At 31.2% G+C, this 16,335-nt stretch carries 14 protein-coding genes; 2 read left to right on the top strand and 12 right to left on the bottom strand.

Features of this window, described 5'->3' with window-relative positions:
* Positions 1–14: 14 nt before the first annotated feature.
* From scpA to R3X25_RS02800, 9 genes are all read right to left on the bottom strand, one after another.
* Positions 15–2,147, bottom strand: coding sequence for a methylmalonyl-CoA mutase (gene scpA, locus R3X25_RS02840; protein WP_317671647.1), 2,133 nt, complete (start codon positions 2,145–2,147; stop codon positions 15–17).
* A 5-nt stretch (positions 2,148–2,152) separates the two neighbouring features.
* Positions 2,153–3,943 (bottom strand): methylmalonyl-CoA mutase family protein, encoded by a 1,791-nt coding sequence (locus tag R3X25_RS02835; RefSeq protein WP_317671645.1) that lies wholly within the window; start codon positions 3,941–3,943, stop codon positions 2,153–2,155.
* Positions 3,944–4,020: 77 nt separating this feature from the next.
* On the bottom strand, positions 4,021–5,310 hold the full coding sequence (locus R3X25_RS02830; protein ID WP_317671643.1) for an acetyl-CoA hydrolase/transferase family protein: 1,290 nt from the start codon (positions 5,308–5,310) through the stop codon (positions 4,021–4,023).
* A 25-nt stretch (positions 5,311–5,335) separates the two neighbouring features.
* Entirely contained in the window at positions 5,336–6,661 is a 1,326-nt protein-coding gene (locus R3X25_RS02825) for a sodium ion-translocating decarboxylase subunit beta (RefSeq protein WP_317671641.1), read from the bottom strand.
* 10 nt (positions 6,662–6,671) lie between these two features.
* Positions 6,672–7,091 (bottom strand): biotin/lipoyl-containing protein, encoded by a 420-nt coding sequence (locus R3X25_RS02820; RefSeq protein WP_317671639.1) that lies wholly within the window; start codon positions 7,089–7,091, stop codon positions 6,672–6,674.
* Between the two features lie 3 nt (positions 7,092–7,094).
* Positions 7,095–7,451, bottom strand: coding sequence for an OadG family protein (locus tag R3X25_RS02815; RefSeq protein WP_317673384.1), 357 nt, complete (start codon positions 7,449–7,451; stop codon positions 7,095–7,097).
* Positions 7,452–7,453: 2 nt separating this feature from the next.
* Entirely contained in the window at positions 7,454–9,013 is a 1,560-nt protein-coding gene (locus tag R3X25_RS02810; RefSeq protein WP_317671637.1) for an acyl-CoA carboxylase subunit beta, read from the bottom strand.
* Positions 9,014–9,028: 15 nt separating this feature from the next.
* Positions 9,029–9,433 (bottom strand): methylmalonyl-CoA epimerase, encoded by a 405-nt coding sequence (gene mce / locus R3X25_RS02805; protein WP_317671635.1) that lies wholly within the window; start codon positions 9,431–9,433, stop codon positions 9,029–9,031.
* Positions 9,434–9,674: 241 nt separating this feature from the next.
* Positions 9,675–10,631, bottom strand: coding sequence for an NAD-dependent epimerase/dehydratase family protein (locus R3X25_RS02800; RefSeq protein WP_317671633.1), 957 nt, complete (start codon positions 10,629–10,631; stop codon positions 9,675–9,677).
* A gap of 140 nt (positions 10,632–10,771) precedes the next feature.
* Here R3X25_RS02800 and R3X25_RS02795 point away from each other — a divergent pair, with 140 nt between their 5' ends.
* Positions 10,772–11,398: a hypothetical protein gene (locus tag R3X25_RS02795; protein ID WP_317671631.1), complete on the top strand. Its 627-nt coding sequence runs from the start codon at positions 10,772–10,774 to the stop codon at positions 11,396–11,398.
* Positions 11,385–11,903 carry a nuclear transport factor 2 family protein gene (locus R3X25_RS02790; protein WP_317671629.1) on the top strand — a complete coding sequence of 173 codons (519 nt, stop codon included), beginning with the start codon at positions 11,385–11,387 and terminating at the stop codon, positions 11,901–11,903. The genes R3X25_RS02795 and R3X25_RS02790 overlap by 14 nt, the downstream gene beginning before the upstream one ends.
* Here the strand turns inward: R3X25_RS02790 and R3X25_RS02785 are convergent.
* From R3X25_RS02785 to R3X25_RS02775, 3 genes are all read right to left on the bottom strand, one after another.
* On the bottom strand, positions 11,900–12,262 hold the full coding sequence (locus tag R3X25_RS02785; protein ID WP_317671627.1) for a nicotinic acid mononucleotide adenyltransferase: 363 nt from the start codon (positions 12,260–12,262) through the stop codon (positions 11,900–11,902). The two genes, R3X25_RS02790 and R3X25_RS02785, sit on opposite strands and share 4 nt — an antisense overlap.
* 85 nt (positions 12,263–12,347) lie before the next feature.
* Complete coding sequence (locus R3X25_RS02780; protein WP_317671625.1) at positions 12,348–12,824, bottom strand: regulatory protein RecX; 477 nt, start codon at positions 12,822–12,824, stop codon at positions 12,348–12,350.
* A gap of 62 nt (positions 12,825–12,886) precedes the next feature.
* On the bottom strand, positions 12,887–16,333 hold the full coding sequence (locus R3X25_RS02775; protein ID WP_317671623.1) for an efflux RND transporter permease subunit: 3,447 nt from the start codon (positions 16,331–16,333) through the stop codon (positions 12,887–12,889).
* Between the last annotated feature and the right edge of the window lie 2 nt (positions 16,334–16,335).

Genomic DNA, 16,335 nt, shown 5'->3' with positions numbered 1-16,335 from the left:
AATAATTTAGAAACTTATTCTTGTTCTAAATATTTCTCCATAATTGTAATGGCTGATTCTGAAATTACAGTACCAGGACCAAATACTGCAGCTACTTTTCTTTCGAATAAGTATTCATAGTCTTGCGCTGGAATAACTCCACCTGCAAACACCATAATATCAGGTCTACCTAAACGTGCTAATTCTTCAATTAATTGAGGAATTAATGTTTTATGACCAGCTGCTAAACTAGATGCTCCAATAAAGTGAACATCGTTTTCAATAGCTTGTTTTGCAACTTCTTCAGGAGTTTGGAATAATGATCCCATATCTACATCAAAACCTAAATCAGCGAAACTAGATGCAACTACTTTTGCACCTCTATCGTGACCATCTTGACCCATTTTAGCAATCATAACTCTTGGTCTTCTACCTTCAATTTCTGCAAATTTATCAGCTAATTTTTGAGCTTTTGCAAACGTACTGTCGTTATCTACTTCTTTACCGTACACACCACTTATTAATTTAGTATCCGCTTTATGTCTTCCAAAATGAACTTCTAAAGCATCAGAAATTTCACCTAAAGTAGCAAAATTTTCTGCAGCTTCAACAGCTAATTCTAATAAATTACCTTTTCCAGAACCAGCACAGTCTTCTAATGCTTTTAAATTAGCAGCAACTACTTCTGAATTACGTTCAGCTTTCATTTTATTTAAACGTGCAATTTGAGATTCTCTTACAACGGTATTATCAACTTCTAAAATTTCTATGTTAGATTTTTCTGTAGTTTGGAATTTATTCACCCCAACTAAAATATCTTGACCAGAATCTAAACGTGCTTGTTTACGAGCTGAAGCTTCTTCAATACGTAATTTTGGAACTCCAGTTTCAATAGCTTTTGCCATTCCACCTAATTCTTCAACTTCTTCAATTAATTTCCAAGCTTTTTTAGCAATCTCTTGAGTTAAGTACTCAACATAGTAAGAACCAGCCCAAGGATCAACCGCTTTAGTCATTTGAGTTTCATCTTGAATAAAGATTTGCGTATTACGTGCAATACGTGCAGAGAAATCTGTAGGTAAAGCAATTGCTTCATCCAATGCATTTGTATGTAAACTTTGCGTTCCACCTAAACCAGCAGCCATTGCTTCAATACAAGTTCTAGCAACGTTGTTAAAAGGATCTTGCTCACTTAAACTCCATCCTGAAGTTTGACTATGCGTACGCAATGCCATTGACTTTGGATTTTTTGGGTTGAATGATTTTATGATTTTTGCCCATAACATACGTGCAGCACGCATTTTAGCAATTTCCATAAAGTGATTCATTCCAACTGCCCAGAAGAATGATAAACGAGGAGCAAACTCATCAATTTTTAAACCAGATTTTAATCCAGTTCTAATGTACTCCATACCATCTGCTAATGTATAAGCCAATTCAATATCAGCAGTTGCACCAGCTTCTTGCATATGGTAACCACTAATTGAAATGGAATTAAATTTAGGCATATTTTTAGTGGTGTAATCAAAAATATCACCAATAATTTTCATGGAAGGTAATGGTGGGTAAATGTAAGTATTACGTACCATAAATTCCTTTAAAATATCATTCTGAATAGTTCCAGAAAGTTTATCTAAAGGAACACCTTGTTTTTTTGCAGCAGCAATATAAAAGGCCATAATTGGTAATACAGCACCATTCATTGTCATAGAAACAGACATTTTATCTAATGGAATTTGATCGAACAAAATTTCCATATCTAAAATAGAATCTATAGCAACACCGGCTTTACCAACATCACCAGTTACACGTGGGTGATCTGAATCGTATCCACGGTGTGTAGCTAAATCAAAAGCAACTGAAAGTCCTTTTTGACCTGCAGCTAAATTTCTTCTGTAAAAAGCATTTGATTCTTCGGCAGTTGAGAAACCTGCGTATTGACGAACCGTCCAAGGGCGCATAGCGTACATAGCACTATATGGTCCTCTTAAAAATGGTGGTACACCAGCAGCGTACCCTAAATGTTCTGCTTCTGAAATATCTTCTTTATTAAATTGTTTTTTTACAGGGATTCCTTCAGGAGTATTCCAAACGTCTTGATTCTCTGAAGTTGCAGCTGTTTGTTTTACAGCTGAATTTAATTTTATATCTGAAAAATCTGGTTTCATACTTCTTAAGATTTTAAGGTTTTTTGAACTTTTTTCTGAATAGCTGAAAGTGTTACAAGAACATCTGTTCTCATATTAACCACACCATCTAAACCAGCTTCAGTTAGTTCGTCCATATTTTTTGGAGCACCAGCTAATAACAATACTTTATTAGTGTTAATAGCTCTAAATGCTTTTACAAAGTCAACAGCAGTTTCATCATAATCTTGATCTGAACTACAAATAACAACTACGTGAGCATCTGAATTTGCACTTTCTTTAGCAGCAACTGCAGCACTTTCGAAACTTTCTTCTTGATGCACGTCAAATCCGCTAACACCAATAAAGTCGTAAGCAAAAGCAGCTCTTGCTTTACGCATATTTAAGTTTCCGTAACTAGCTAGTTGAACTATAGGACGTACTTTAGTTTCTGCAACTAATTCTTCAGTAGTTCTACGCATAGCTTCAATTTCTAAAGAAGCTCTTCGCGGAGTTAATACTTTTGAATTGTCAGCAGCACCACTTGAAAGTAAATCAGCAGCAACAGTTTCCATTAAGTTAGGGTATTTGTTAATACCTACCATTGGAGTTCTACGTTGACTAATTAGTTTTAATTTTTTTAAACGAATTTCAGCAATTTGAGCTTGAATAGTTTCGTTTTCAAAAGCAGTAAAGAATCCTCCAGCAGCTTCAATAGCTTGGAATAGTTCTAATGCTTTTTCAGCTATTTTTGTTGAAACTTCTTCAATATAATAAGAACCATCAACTGGATTTGAAACTTTACCGAAGTAAGATTCTTCTCTTAAAATAGTTGTAATGTTACCAGCAATTCTGCTTGAGAAATCTGAAGGATTTTTAAACTCTTTATCGTATGCATCAATTAAAACACCATCTACATTTCCTAATATAGCAGACATTGCTTCCGTTGTACAACGTAATAAGTTAGTTTCAGCATCTGTTACAGATTTACTCCAAATTGAAGTTTTAGCTGTAATTGTATTAGCACATTCGGCAACTCCGTATTTAGCAGCTACTTCAGCTAATAAACTGTTGAATGCTCTAAATTTACCTATTTCAACAAAATATTCTAAACCAATTGCTAGTTTAAAGTTTAAGTTGTTAAAAATAGCTTGAGTTTCAACACTTTTTTCTGAAAGTTTTTCAATTAAGAAAACTAAAGAGTTTAATGTGTAAGCAATTTCTTGAACTTGGTTTGCACCTGAATCTAAATATTCAGTTCCTGAAATTGTGATTGCTTTAAAGTTAGGAAAATTAGCAGTTAATTTAACTAATTCTGCAGCAACTTCAATTTGACTTTCATCAAAAGAACCTGTTGTTACATAGTTAGATATAATACCTGTGTCAATGTATCCTTTTAAATTACTATCTTTTGCATAAGAAACTAAATTTTTAGTAAAAGTAGTAGCGTTAGTAGTTATTTTAAAAGAAACACTTGTTGAATTTAAATCTATTCCGTTTAAAAGTTCAGCGGCGTCAACATTTTCATCTAAAGTGAAAATGATTCCGTTCATTCCTTCCTCAACAGCTTTTATAGCCAGTTTGTTTCCGTTTTCAGTATTTGTAACTTTAATGTTACGGTAATTAACTAATGCTTGAGAATTTTCTCCAGTATTTTTAAGCTGCGTAATTTTATTTTCTGAATTATAACAAGGTTGAATATTAATACCTGTTAGGTTTTTCCAAACTAGTTTTTTATCAAAATCAGCTCCTTTTAAATCTGCGGTCACTCTTTCCATCCATTGTTCAGTAGAAACTGAAGGAAATTCAGAAAAAAGTGCTTTGTTTTTATCGCTCATTATGTGTGAATTTATTTTGTTTTAGAATTATTAGAGCCCTAAAATTACAAAATTATAGGACTCTAAATTCTAGTTTTTTATTTTGTAATAAAATTACCTCCAAATCTTTCAAAAATAGCTTTGTCTAATTCTTCTCTTGCATCAGGATGAGCAATATCTCTTAGAGCTACAGCTCTTTGTTTTAAGCTTTTTCCAAAAAGTTCTGCAACACCGTATTCTGTAGCAACAAAACGGGCATGAGCACGTGTTGTTACAACACCAGCTCCTGGTTTTAGAGAAGAAACTATTTTGGAAACACCTTTAGCAGTAGTTGATGTAATGGCACAAATAGGTTTACCTCCATGAGATAAGGCTGCACCACGCATAAAGTCCATTTGACCACCAACACCAGAGAACATTCTCATACCAATAGAATCAGCACAAATTTGACCTGTTAAATCTACTTCAATTGCTGAGTTAATTGCTGTTACTTTTGGATTTTGACGGATTACAGCTGTATCATTAACATAAGCAATGTCTCTCATTTCAATTTCTGGATTGTCATCCATAAAATCGTATAAGCGACGTGTACCCATAGCAAAACCAGATACAATTTTATAAGGATTTACTTTCTTTTGAGAACCGTTAACAATTCCTTTTTCTACTAAATCAACAATTCCTTCAGCAAACATTTCAGTGTGTACACCTAAATTTTTATGATTATGTAAGAATGTTAAAACAGCATTTGGAATACCTCCAATACCCATTTGTAAAGTAGAGCCATCATCTATAATTTCAGCAATATTTTTACCAATAGCACTTTCAGTTTCTGTTGGATTTACAAAAGGCATTTCGTAAATTTTCTCTTCAATTTCAACACAAGCGTCAAAATTGTTTATGCTAATTTGAGCATCACCAAAAGTACGTGGCATTAATGGATTAATTTGCGCAATTACTTTTTTACCTTGCTCAATGCCAGAAAGTACAATATCTACGGATACTCCTAAAGAACAAAAACCATGTTTGTCTGGAGGTGAAACATTAACCATTACCACATCTAAATCCATATAACCTTGACGGAATAAGCTTGGAATGTCACTTAAAAATATTGGAATGTAATCTGCGGTATCTCCAATGTTTTTTCTAATATTTCCTCCAATGAAAAAAGCATTTGTATGAAAACTTTCTCTTAATTCTGGATTGGTATAACCATGTTCACCTTCAGTATGTAGGTGGACTAATTCAACATTTTTTAATTCTGGAGCTCTTGCAACCATAGCTTTTATTAAAGCTTGAGGAGTTGCCGAACCACCTTGTATTAATACTCTATTTCCTGACTCAATTAGTTTAACTGCCTCATCTGCAGTCATTGAATTTGGTATTTTCATTTTGTTTGTTTTATTGTTTATTTAATTATCCTAAAAAACTAAGAATTATACCTGCTGCAATTGCAGAACCAATTACTCCAGAAACATTTGGAGCCATAGCGTGCATTAATAAATAGTTTGATGGGTCTGATTTTAAACCTTCATGGTGAACAACACGAGCACTATCTGGAACGGCAGAAACACCTGCAGCACCAATTAGTGGATTTATTTTGTTGTCTCCTTTTAAGAAAAGGTTCATAAATTTAGCAAAAAGTAAACCTCCACATGTTGCAATTACAAAAGAGATTGCTCCTAAAGCAAATATTAACATTGAATCTTTTGTAATAAATATATCTGCTTGTGTTGAAGCACCTACAGTTACACCTAATAAAATGGTTACAATATCAATTAATTTTGTTCTTGCAGTATCTGCTAATCTTTCAGTTCTTCCAGATTCTTTTAGTAAGTTTCCAAAGAATAACATACCTAATAATGGTAAGGCACTAGGAGAAATAAATAATGTTAAAATTAAAGCAACCACAGGGAAAATCATTTTTTCTTTTTGAGATACCGCTCTAGGTGGTTTCATTTTAATTTTTCTATCTTTTTTAGAAATTAATAGACGCATTAAAGGTGGTTGAATTACCGGTACTAATGCCATATATGAATATGCGGCAATTGCAATTGGTCCAATTAAGTTTTTAACCGTAGTTCCATCTGCAAGTATGTTTACACCATTAGCTAATTTAGATGAAAGGAAAATAGCAGTAGGTCCATCGGCACCACCAATAATTCCAATTGCACCAGCTTCAGGAAGGTTAAATCCTAAATAAAGAGCTCCCATAAAAGTTGCAAATACACCAATTTGTGCTGCAGCTCCTAAAAGCATTAATTTTGGATTTGCAATTAAGGAAGAAAAATCCGTCATAGCACCAATTCCTAAAAATATAAGCGGTGGATAAACTCCTTTTACAACTCCAAAATATAAATAGTTTAGAACAGATCCTGTTTCATAAATACCCGTTTGATTTCCTGCAACAAAAGGTATGTTACCCATAATAACACCAGCTCCAATAGGAACTAAAAGTAATGGTTCATAATCATATTTTATTCCTAAAAATATAAATACAATACCAATAACAATCATTATTATATGTCCTGAAGTTGCATTTGCAAACCCAGTATAATTATAGAATTGTTTAATTCCTTTAAAAGCTCCATCGTAAGAATGAGATTCAGCTGTATTTTCAACTTGTTCAGTTTTTACAGCATCATTTAAATTAGTTGAGTTCGAATTTGTGCCTAAACCTAGTGCTGGTCTTATAAAAATCAGCAGTGATAAAACACAAAATATTAAAATTACTTTTTTCATTATTTATGTTTTATCCTAGTTCTATCATTACTTCATCTTGAAGCACTTGTTGTCCAATACTAACGTTAATAGCGGTAATAGTTCCTGCTTTTTCACAAACAATATTGTTTTCCATTTTCATTGCTTCTAAAACTAGCATTCTGTCACCAATTTTTAAGGTATCTCCAACCTTTACATCTAAACTTAATACTATTCCAGGAATTGGAGCAACAATTTTAGTTTTATTAGATTTTGGATTTACTTTTAATGGTTCTGCTGGCCTTTTTGAAGCGGCACGAACTAATGTAGGTGTTTTTGTTGTTTTTTTATCTTGTTTTAATTCCACATCATAAGATGTTCCATTCACTTCTAAATTGATGATGTTATCTTCGTGTGATTTAACATTAACTGTATAACCAGTTGCGTTTACTTTAAATTTATAAGTTTTCATATTTTATAATCTATTTTGTGTTCCATAAATTTTAGAACTCCAAGGTGAATATGTTTTTTTAACGTGTTTAATTGTCAAAATTGCACTTTCGTGATCGTGTTGTTCACTTAAATACATATGGACAGCAGCACCAATGGCTGCTGAAATTTCACCGGTAAAATCACTGTCAGATTTTAATGAAATTTCTGTGATTTTCTTATCTTTTCTTTTCGTTATTATTTTATATATGTATAACATTACTGGTAGTCCAAATTTAAAAAATAAGGAAAGCGTTAGTAATGCACTGAATACAATTAATAATCCCGTAATCAAAATAACGTATCCTTCGTTAATTTGATCAATTGCTATAGGTAAAAACATCATTATAATGGAATATTTGAGTGTTTTTTTGGTGGATTTACTTCTTTTTTATTTTGAAGTAATTGTAATGCTCTAATAATTCTGAAACGTGTGTTTCTTGGTTCAATTACATCGTCAATAAATCCGTATTTTGCTGCCATATATGGGTTTGCAAATCTCTCTGTATATTCATCTTCTTTTTTCTGAATATAATCTTGTTTTTCTTCAGCATCTTCTATTTTTCTAATATTAGATCCTTCTAAAACTTCAACAGCACCTTTAGCTCCCATTACTGCAATTTCAGCAGTTGGCCAAGCGTAATTTAAATCACCTCGTAGTTGTTTACAACTCATTACATCGTGCGCTCCACCATATGATTTACGCAATGTAATTGTTACTTTAGGTACAGTAGCTTCACCATAAGCAAATAATAATTTAGCTCCGTGTAAAATAATACCACCATATTCTTGTCCTGTTCCTGGTAAGAAACCTGGTACGTCAACTAACGTAACTAGAGGAATATTAAATGCATCACAAAAACGTACAAAACGCGCAGCTTTTCTAGAAGCTTCAATATCTAATACACCTGCGTAATATTTTGGTTGGTTAGCAACAATACCTACAGGATGACCATTAAATCTGGCAAAACCTACACATATATTACGTGCGTAACTTCTGTGTACTTCTGTAAACTCACCATTATCAGCAAGTATTGAAATTACATCAACAATATCATAAGGTTGATTTGGGTTTTCTGGTATAATTTCGTTTAAGGCATCTTCTAATCTATCAATTGGATCATTACAAGAAAGTATAGGTGCTTCTTCTAAATTATTTGAAGGTAAGTAACTTAATATTTTACGAACTAGTAATAAGTTTTCTTCATCATTTTCAGCTAAGAAATGTGATACACCAGATCTTGTTGAATGAATTTTTGCTCCACCTAACTGTTCTGTTGTTACAACTTCACCTGTAACTGTTTGTACTACTTTAGGACCTGTAACAAACATATAACTTGTTTGGTCTGTCATAATTGTAAAATCAGTTAAAGCAGGAGAATAAACTGCTCCACCAGCGCAAGGTCCTAAAATTGAAGAAATTTGAGGTATTACACCTGAAGCCATAATATTTCTTTGGAAAATCTCGGCATAACCAGCTAAAGATCTTACACCTTCTTGGATACGTGCTCCACCAGAATCGTTTAATCCAATTACTGGAACTCCAATTTTCATTGCCATATCCATAACTTTACATATTTTTAATGCATATGTTTCAGATAATGAACCTCCAAATACTGTGAAATCTTGAGCGAATAAATATACAACTCTACCATCAATTGTTCCATGCCCTGTTACAACACCATCAGAAAGATAAATTTGTTTATCTAATCCAAAAGATTTTGTTCTATGTGTTACAAACATGTCAAATTCTTCAAAACTATCTTCGTCTAAAAGAATGTCAATACGTTCGCGTGCTGTTAATTTACCTTTAGCATGTTGTGAATCAATACGTTTTTCACCTCCACCTAATTTTGCTTTAGCTCTTTTTTCTATGAGCTCGTTAATTTTATCTTGATTTGCCATTTTATTACTTATCTATTATTTTTTTGAACAAAGTTCAGTTAGTACTCCTTGAGTTGATTTTGGATGTAAAAATCCAATATTTAATCCTTCAGCACCTTTTCTAGAAACTTTATCAACAAGTTGTACGCCTTTTTCTTCAGCCTTTTTTAAAGCTTCTGTAGCGTTTGGAACTGCGAATGCTATGTGGTGTATTCCTTGTCCTTTTCGTTCAATATATTTTCCTATTGGTCCATCAGGAGAAGTGCTTTCTAATAATTCAATTTTTGTGTCACCTACCATAAAAAAGGCAGTTTTCACTTTTTGATCTGCAACTTCTTCAATACTATAGCATTTTAAGCCAAGTACTTCTTCGTAATATTTTATTGATTCTTCTAGGTTGCTTACTGCTATTCCTATGTGTTCAATATGTGAAATATTCATAAATTAGATATTTTATAGATTATTTTTTGATTTTTTTAATGAAATAAGCATTCAATTTTTTGCATACTACAAATTTAGACAACAAAATTAAGGTATGCGTAAAGTTAATATTATGATGTTTGTCATATAATTTAGCAAACTACTAAATCGTTTTAGTGGCTTGTATGTGTTAATTTTATTGAGTTTTATTGATCAACAATATAAAAAAAATGAGGGAGTTTTAATTTAAAAATTAGATTTATTACCAGCCTTTGTATTTTGAGTATAAGTTGTTAAGCATTCTTTTACTCATAGTTTCTAAATTAAATTGGTGTTTCCAACCCCAATCTTTTCTAGCATTTGAATCATCAATACTTTTTGGCCAACTATCTGCAATTTTTTGTCTAAAATCTGAATGGTATTTAATACTAAATTCAGGAATTGTTTTTTTTATTTCTTCAGCTATTTCTTGAGGAGTAAAACTGATAGCTGCTAAATTGTACGAGGATCTTATTTTAATTTCTGATGGTTTTGCATCCATAATTTTAATGGTAGCATTTATAGCATCATCCATATACATCATAGGAAGTTTTGTGTTTTTGCTTAAAAACGAATTGTATTTTTCTATAAGTAATGCATTGTGGAAAATTTCAACGGCATAATCAGTAGTGCCTCCTCCGGGTTTTGTTTTCCAGCTTATAATTCCAGGGTAACGCACGCTTCTTACATCAACTCCAAATTTGTTAAAATAATATTCACACCAGCGTTCACCTGCTTGTTTACTAATTCCATAAACAGTTGATGGTTCCATAATTGTTGCTTGAGGTGTGTTTTCTTTTGGTGTTGTTGGACCAAAAACGGCAATTGAACTTGGCCAAAAAACCTTTTTTATAATACCTTCTTTAGCTAAATTAAGTACATTAAAAAGTGAATTCATATTCAATTCCCATGCTTTAGCTGGGAACTTTTCTCCTGTAGCAGAAAGCATTGCTGCCATTAAATAGATGTCAGTTATATTGTATTTGTCTACTACGTTGTGTATACTATTATAATCCATAGCATTAATAAACTCAAAAGGACCAGATTCCATTAATTCTGGATTTCCTTCACGAATATCGGAAGCTATAACAGTATTTTTACCGTTTATTTCTCGCAATTTTAAAGTGAGTTCGGTGCCTATTTGCCCACAAGCACCTATAATTAAAATGCTTTTTTTCATTCTATACTTTGGTTAATTTTTAGTAATCAAATATACAGATTTAATAAATGTTTAGAATACTAAATTTACTTTTTGCCAATTTTATGTTTTTTTAGAAGATTACTATATTTATTAGTACTTTTGACAATAATTTTATTGGCATGAAACAATTATTTGGCATATTAGGTGTTTTTTTATGTTTATTTATTTCTTGTGATAATCCTAAAAAAACAACTAAAGTTATAAATATAAAGGATAGTATTGAAAATTCTGAAAGAATTATTAATACAGTTAATGTAACATTAATTTCTTCTGCAAAGAAAGATTTAGATGATTGGCAAGAGTATACTATTTTAGATGAATTTTTAATTAAATACTATAATATTTCATATTACGATGCATTGGAAAATGCGAAAGAATTATCTGGTTTAGTTAAAAATTTAAAGGACTCTTTAAGAGTTGATAAAATAAATAAAAAAAATGTAGTAGCACGTATTAATACGTTAGAAAATGAAGCTTTACGTTTGGCTGATATGGCAACTATCACTTCAATTAGTGATGATGAAGTTAAAATGGAAGTAGATAAAATAGTTGAATTGTTTGATGCTTTAAATTCAAAAATTAATACTATTTATAAAACCGAAGAGTTGCAAAACTCTTTAGATATTGACACTGAAGTACCGATTGAAGTAGAGGAAGAAAGAGGTGTTAAGTTTAAAAAACGAATGTCGGCAAAACCAAGATTAGGTTCTTCAAAAAATAAGACAATTAATAATGAGAAAGATTAGTATTTTAGTAGTTGTATTTTGCTTTATAAGCTGTAGTAATAGTGAGCCAAAAGCAGATGTAATAATTTCTAATGAAAAAGAAGTTATTTGTAATGTTATAGATACTTGGCATAAAAACGCTGCTGAAGGTAATTTTGAAGATTATTTTAGCGCTATGACAAATAGTAGTGTTTTTATAGGAACTGATGCCAATGAAAATTGGTTGATGCCTGAATTTAAAGAATTTAGTAGACCTTATTTTGCAGATGGAGTAGCATGGGATTTTAAAGCAATAGACCGTAATGTTTATTTAAGCGCAGATAACAAAATAGCATGGTTTGATGAACTATTAAGTACATGGATGGGTGTAACTCGAGGTTCTGGAGTTTTAGTTAAAGAAAATGATATATGGAAAATACAGCACTATGTGCTTTCAGTAACTGTGCCTAATAAAAATGTTGAAGATGTTATAAAAATAAATAAAGAAATAGACTCATTGTTTTTAAAAAAATATCAAATAAACTAAAAGTCAATTGTTGGTTTGTTTTCGTGTTCCATTTTTTCTACACTAGTAATTTTATTGTTTTCATACACAACACGAGTTATTTCATTGCCTTTATAATACATCCAAGTTCCTACTTTTATTCCTTTGTTGTAAAAAGCTACACATTGTCTGCTTCCATCTTTATTAAAACTTTCCCAGCAGCCATGTAATAATTTTTCTTTGTTGGTGTAAAAACCGAACTGCATTAATTCACCAGTATCGTAATACAATTTTACCTCTAGTAAATTGCCTTTTTCTTCTATGGTTTTTAATGAAGTGTTTTGAGCATATGATGTTATTGCAATTATAAAAAATATGAATAGTATGATTATTTTTTTCATGACAGATAGGTTTTGTTGCTATATTGTATAAAGTTAATCTAATATCAATTCAAATTCAATGATTTAAGTCACTATTTTATAAAAATTAACATTGGAAAATTTGATTTAAACAATTGTTAATTAGACTTGTTTCAAAACCTTTTGAAGAAAGGTAGGTATATAATTTTGCTCTTTTTTTAAAAGTATTAGTTTCTTTGATTAAGACTATTTTTTTTTCAGCTATTTGTTGAAGTGTCTTAACATAATCAGCTTCATTAATTTCTTTTAAAGCAGTTTTAATATTATATGATGAAATATTTTTGAATTTTAGCTCGGAAGTAATTTTAATTTTCCCCCATTTATTTTGGTTAAATTTTCCTCTAGCAAAGGCTTTAGCAAAGCGTTCTTCATTTAAAAAATTGTGTTGTAATAAATGAATAATTATTTGTTCTTTAGCTTCTGGAATTAATTTTAAATCGTATAATTTTTGTTCAACATCCTTATGGCAACGTTCCTGATAAGCACAGTATTTTTCGAGTAATCTTGTGGCATCTTCAACTGTATATGATTTTTGTTGTTTCATTTAAATGTAAAAATAAAAAAAGCCTCATTAATGAGGCTTTTTTTATGGTAATTATTAAAATTTTATTGTCTATTCTTTTTTATTCTAAACTTTAGTTTATTCACTAGATAAAAACTTACCGGTACAATTACTAATGTTAAGAATGTAGCAAAGGTTAATCCGAAAATTACTGTCCAAGCTAATGGACCCCAAAAAACAACATTATCTCCACCAACATAAATTTTAGGATCAAATTCACTAAATAATGAAAAGAAATCTATATTTAAACCAATAGCTAACGGAACTAAACCTAAAACAGTTGTAATTGCAGTTAATAATACTGGACGTAAACGAGATTTACCACCTTCAACAATTAAGTTAAACATTATTTCATTTCTTAATTGATAATTAGCAGGTAAACCTAGAGATTCTTTTTTTCTATTCATTAATAATTCAGTATAATCCAGTAAAACCACACCATTGTTTACTACAATTCCGGCGAGTGATATAATACCAACCATGGTCATCATAATAACAAAATTCATATTAAAAATTACCAAGCCAAATAGCACTCCAATAAAACTTAAGAAAATAGCCATCATAATAATTAATGGTTTTGAAATAGAGTTGAATTGGAAAATTAATAGTAGCATAATTAACCCTAAACCGGTCATTAATGCACCCATTAAAAAGTTCATATTGTCTTCTTGTTCTTCCATTTCACCTGTAAATTTGTATTTCACATTTTCAGGCATATCAAATCCTTTTAATTCAGCTTTTACATGGCTAACAACTTCATTGGCATTGTAACCAGCTAAAACTCCAGAATATAATAACACAACACGTTCTAAATCTCTGTGCTTAATAGCACTAAATGAGTTGTTGTTTTTTTGAGAAACTAAAGCTGCAACTGGAATTTCTTTTATTTGTCCGTTTGCAGGATCTCTAAACGTTATTTTTTGATTGAATAATGAACTTTTATTGTATCGGTTTTCATCATTAAAACGAACGTTAATATCATAATCTTCACCATTTTCTTTATAAACTCCAGCTTTTTCACCAAATAAAGCTCTACGCAATTGCATACCAACTTGGCTTGCAGATATTCCTAATTCTCCAGCTTTTTCTCTATCAATATTTACTTGTAATCCAGGCTTATCTTTATTTACATCAATTTTTAATTCTTCTACTCCTGAAATTCCTTTTTGATTTAAGAAAACTCTCATTTGATCAGCTGTAGCAATTAAATCGTTATAATTTTCACCTAGAATTTCAATATTTACTGGGTAACCAACTGGCGGACCATTTGCGTCTTTTTCAACAGAAACTAGAACTCCAGGATAACCTTTTACAGCAGTTTGAACTTCTTTACGCAGCTCTTCACTATCTTTTCCTCTTCTATATTTAAATTCACGAAGCGAAACCGTAATTTTACCTTTATGTGGCATTTCAGCAGAAGATCCACCATCTGTTTGTGGGTTTCCTGCACCTTCACCAACTTGTGATACTGTAGAGTCTACCATATAATTGTACCCGTCTCCATCTACATAATTTTCTAAAACAGTATATACATCTTGTTCAATTTCTTCAGTAATTTTATTGGTTTTAGCAATATCGGTTCCTTCTGGATATTCTATATAAACAATAATTTGATTTGGTTTGTTGTCTGGAAAAAATTCAACTTTTGGTTGTGCAATTCCAACTAATACAAATGAAATAAATAGTAAGGCAATTGTTCCAAATAAAAATATATAAGGCATAATTCCTGTTAAGGCAAATTTTAAAAATTTTCTATAAAAAATTTCAAGCTTTCTTAAAATTACATTTTGAAAATAATCAGCAATTTTGCTTAAAGCAAATTTATATACCCATAACATTACACTCATAAAAATCATAAGTGTTCCTAATGCTTTTATTGCGCCTCCACCAATAAAAATTAATAGTCCAACAACAAATAAAATACCACTGTATAGTGTAAGTTGTTTTATATTAATTTCATCTTTTTCACCTTCATCAATCTTCATAAAGTTTGAAGTTAATGTTGAATTAAAGAATACGGCTACAAATAATGAAGAACCTAATACTATAGAAAGTGTTATTGGTAAAATCATCATAAATTGTCCCATTACACCAGGCCAAAATCCCAAAGGAAGAAAGGCAGCTACCGTTGTTGCCGTTGAAATAATTATAGGGAAAGCAATTTCACCAATACCTTTTTTAGCAGCTTCTGTTCGGCTCATGCCTTCTTCGTCCATTAAGCGGTATACGTTTTCAACAACTACAATTCCATTATCAACCAACATTCCCAGTCCCATTACTAATCCAAATAGAACCATTGTGTTTAAAGTGTAGCCAAATAAGTTTAAAATCATAAAGGACATAAACATGGACATTGGAATGGCAAAACCTACGAATAAGGCGTTTCTAAAACCAAGGAAGAATGTTAATACACCAACTACTAATAGAATTCCGAAAATTATATTGTTCACCAAGTCGTTAACTTGGTTAATAGTCATATCAGATTGATCATTAGCAACTTCAATTTTTACGTCTGGAGGAAATACATTGTTCTTTTTAACTTTGGCAATTAATTCGTCAATTTGTTCAGCTGCACGAATCATATTTTTACCAGAACGTTTTTTTACTTCAAGCATTACAACATTGTCTCCATACGAACGAGCAAAAGTTGTTTTTTCTTCTTCCTTAAATGTAATTTGAGCAATGTCTCTTAAATAAGTAGCTCCATTTTCAGATTTTACAACAAAATCTTCAAGCTGGTTTGGTTTTTCAATTTCACCAATAACTCTTATGTTTCTACGTTGACCGCTTGCAATTAAGTTTCCAGCAGAAACAGTTACATTTCCGCCTTTTATAGTGTTTATAACATCGTCAAAGCTAATTTTAGCAGCAGTCATTTTGTAAATATCTACTGCAATTTCAACTTCTTTTTCTTGAGCACCTCTAATATCTACTTGCTTAATTTGAGGAAATCCTTCAATTTCTTTTTCTAAATATTCTCCATACTCTTTTAATTTTTCCACAGGGTAATCTCCTGAAATATTAATATTAGAAATTGGTGTTTCTTCAGCAATATTTAAATCAAAAACATTGGGTTCAATTTTAGCATCGTTATAAGTAGGCCAATCTTCACCGGCTTTAACAGCATCTACTTCATCTTTTACTTTTTGAAGTGCTTGTTCAACGGTAATGTTTTCATCAAATTCAACCGTAATAATTGAATAATCTTCTTGTGAAGTTGATAAGACTTCAACTACGTTTGATACATTTTTTATTTCTTCTTCAAGCGGATCTGTAATTAAACGTTCAATATCTTCAGCTGTATTTCCTGGATACACTGAACTTATATAAACTTTGGTTTCTTTTATTTCAGGAAAACTTTCACGAGGCATACTGTAGTATGCTGAAAGTCCAACAAATAGGAAAATGGCTACAATTACGTAAATGGTAGTTTTATTATCTATTGCCCATGAAGATAAACCAAATTCCTTTTCAGTTTTATTTTTAGCCATCT

Origin of the sequence: Lutibacter sp. TH_r2 (assembly GCF_033101135.1) — a bacterium.
Taxonomy (GTDB): Bacteria; Bacteroidota; Bacteroidia; order Flavobacteriales; family Flavobacteriaceae; genus Lutibacter.
This window is presented reverse-complemented; position numbering and strand designations above follow the sequence as displayed.

Coding starts and splice junctions, on each gene's coding strand:
- scpA (WP_317671647.1), bottom strand. CDS start 2,147: ATGAAACCAGATTTTTCAGATATAAAATTAAATTCAGCTGTAAAACAA.
- R3X25_RS02835 (WP_317671645.1), bottom strand. CDS start 3,943: ATGAGCGATAAAAACAAAGCACTTTTTTCTGAATTTCCTTCAGTTTCT.
- R3X25_RS02830 (WP_317671643.1), bottom strand. CDS start 5,310: ATGAAAATACCAAATTCAATGACTGCAGATGAGGCAGTTAAACTAATT.
- R3X25_RS02825 (WP_317671641.1), bottom strand. CDS start 6,661: ATGAAAAAAGTAATTTTAATATTTTGTGTTTTATCACTGCTGATTTTT.
- R3X25_RS02820 (WP_317671639.1), bottom strand. CDS start 7,091: ATGAAAACTTATAAATTTAAAGTAAACGCAACTGGTTATACAGTTAAT.
- R3X25_RS02815 (WP_317673384.1), bottom strand. CDS start 7,451: ATGTTTTTACCTATAGCAATTGATCAAATTAACGAAGGATACGTTATT.
- R3X25_RS02810 (WP_317671637.1), bottom strand. CDS start 9,013: ATGGCAAATCAAGATAAAATTAACGAGCTCATAGAAAAAAGAGCTAAA.
- mce (WP_317671635.1), bottom strand. CDS start 9,433: ATGAATATTTCACATATTGAACACATAGGAATAGCAGTAAGCAACCTA.
- R3X25_RS02800 (WP_317671633.1), bottom strand. CDS start 10,631: ATGAAAAAAAGCATTTTAATTATAGGTGCTTGTGGGCAAATAGGCACC.
- R3X25_RS02795 (WP_317671631.1), top strand. CDS start 10,772: ATGAAACAATTATTTGGCATATTAGGTGTTTTTTTATGTTTATTTATT.
- R3X25_RS02790 (WP_317671629.1), top strand. CDS start 11,385: ATGAGAAAGATTAGTATTTTAGTAGTTGTATTTTGCTTTATAAGCTGT.
- R3X25_RS02785 (WP_317671627.1), bottom strand. CDS start 12,262: ATGAAAAAAATAATCATACTATTCATATTTTTTATAATTGCAATAACA.
- R3X25_RS02780 (WP_317671625.1), bottom strand. CDS start 12,824: ATGAAACAACAAAAATCATATACAGTTGAAGATGCCACAAGATTACTC.
- R3X25_RS02775 (WP_317671623.1), bottom strand. CDS start 16,333: ATGGCTAAAAATAAAACTGAAAAGGAATTTGGTTTATCTTCATGGGCA.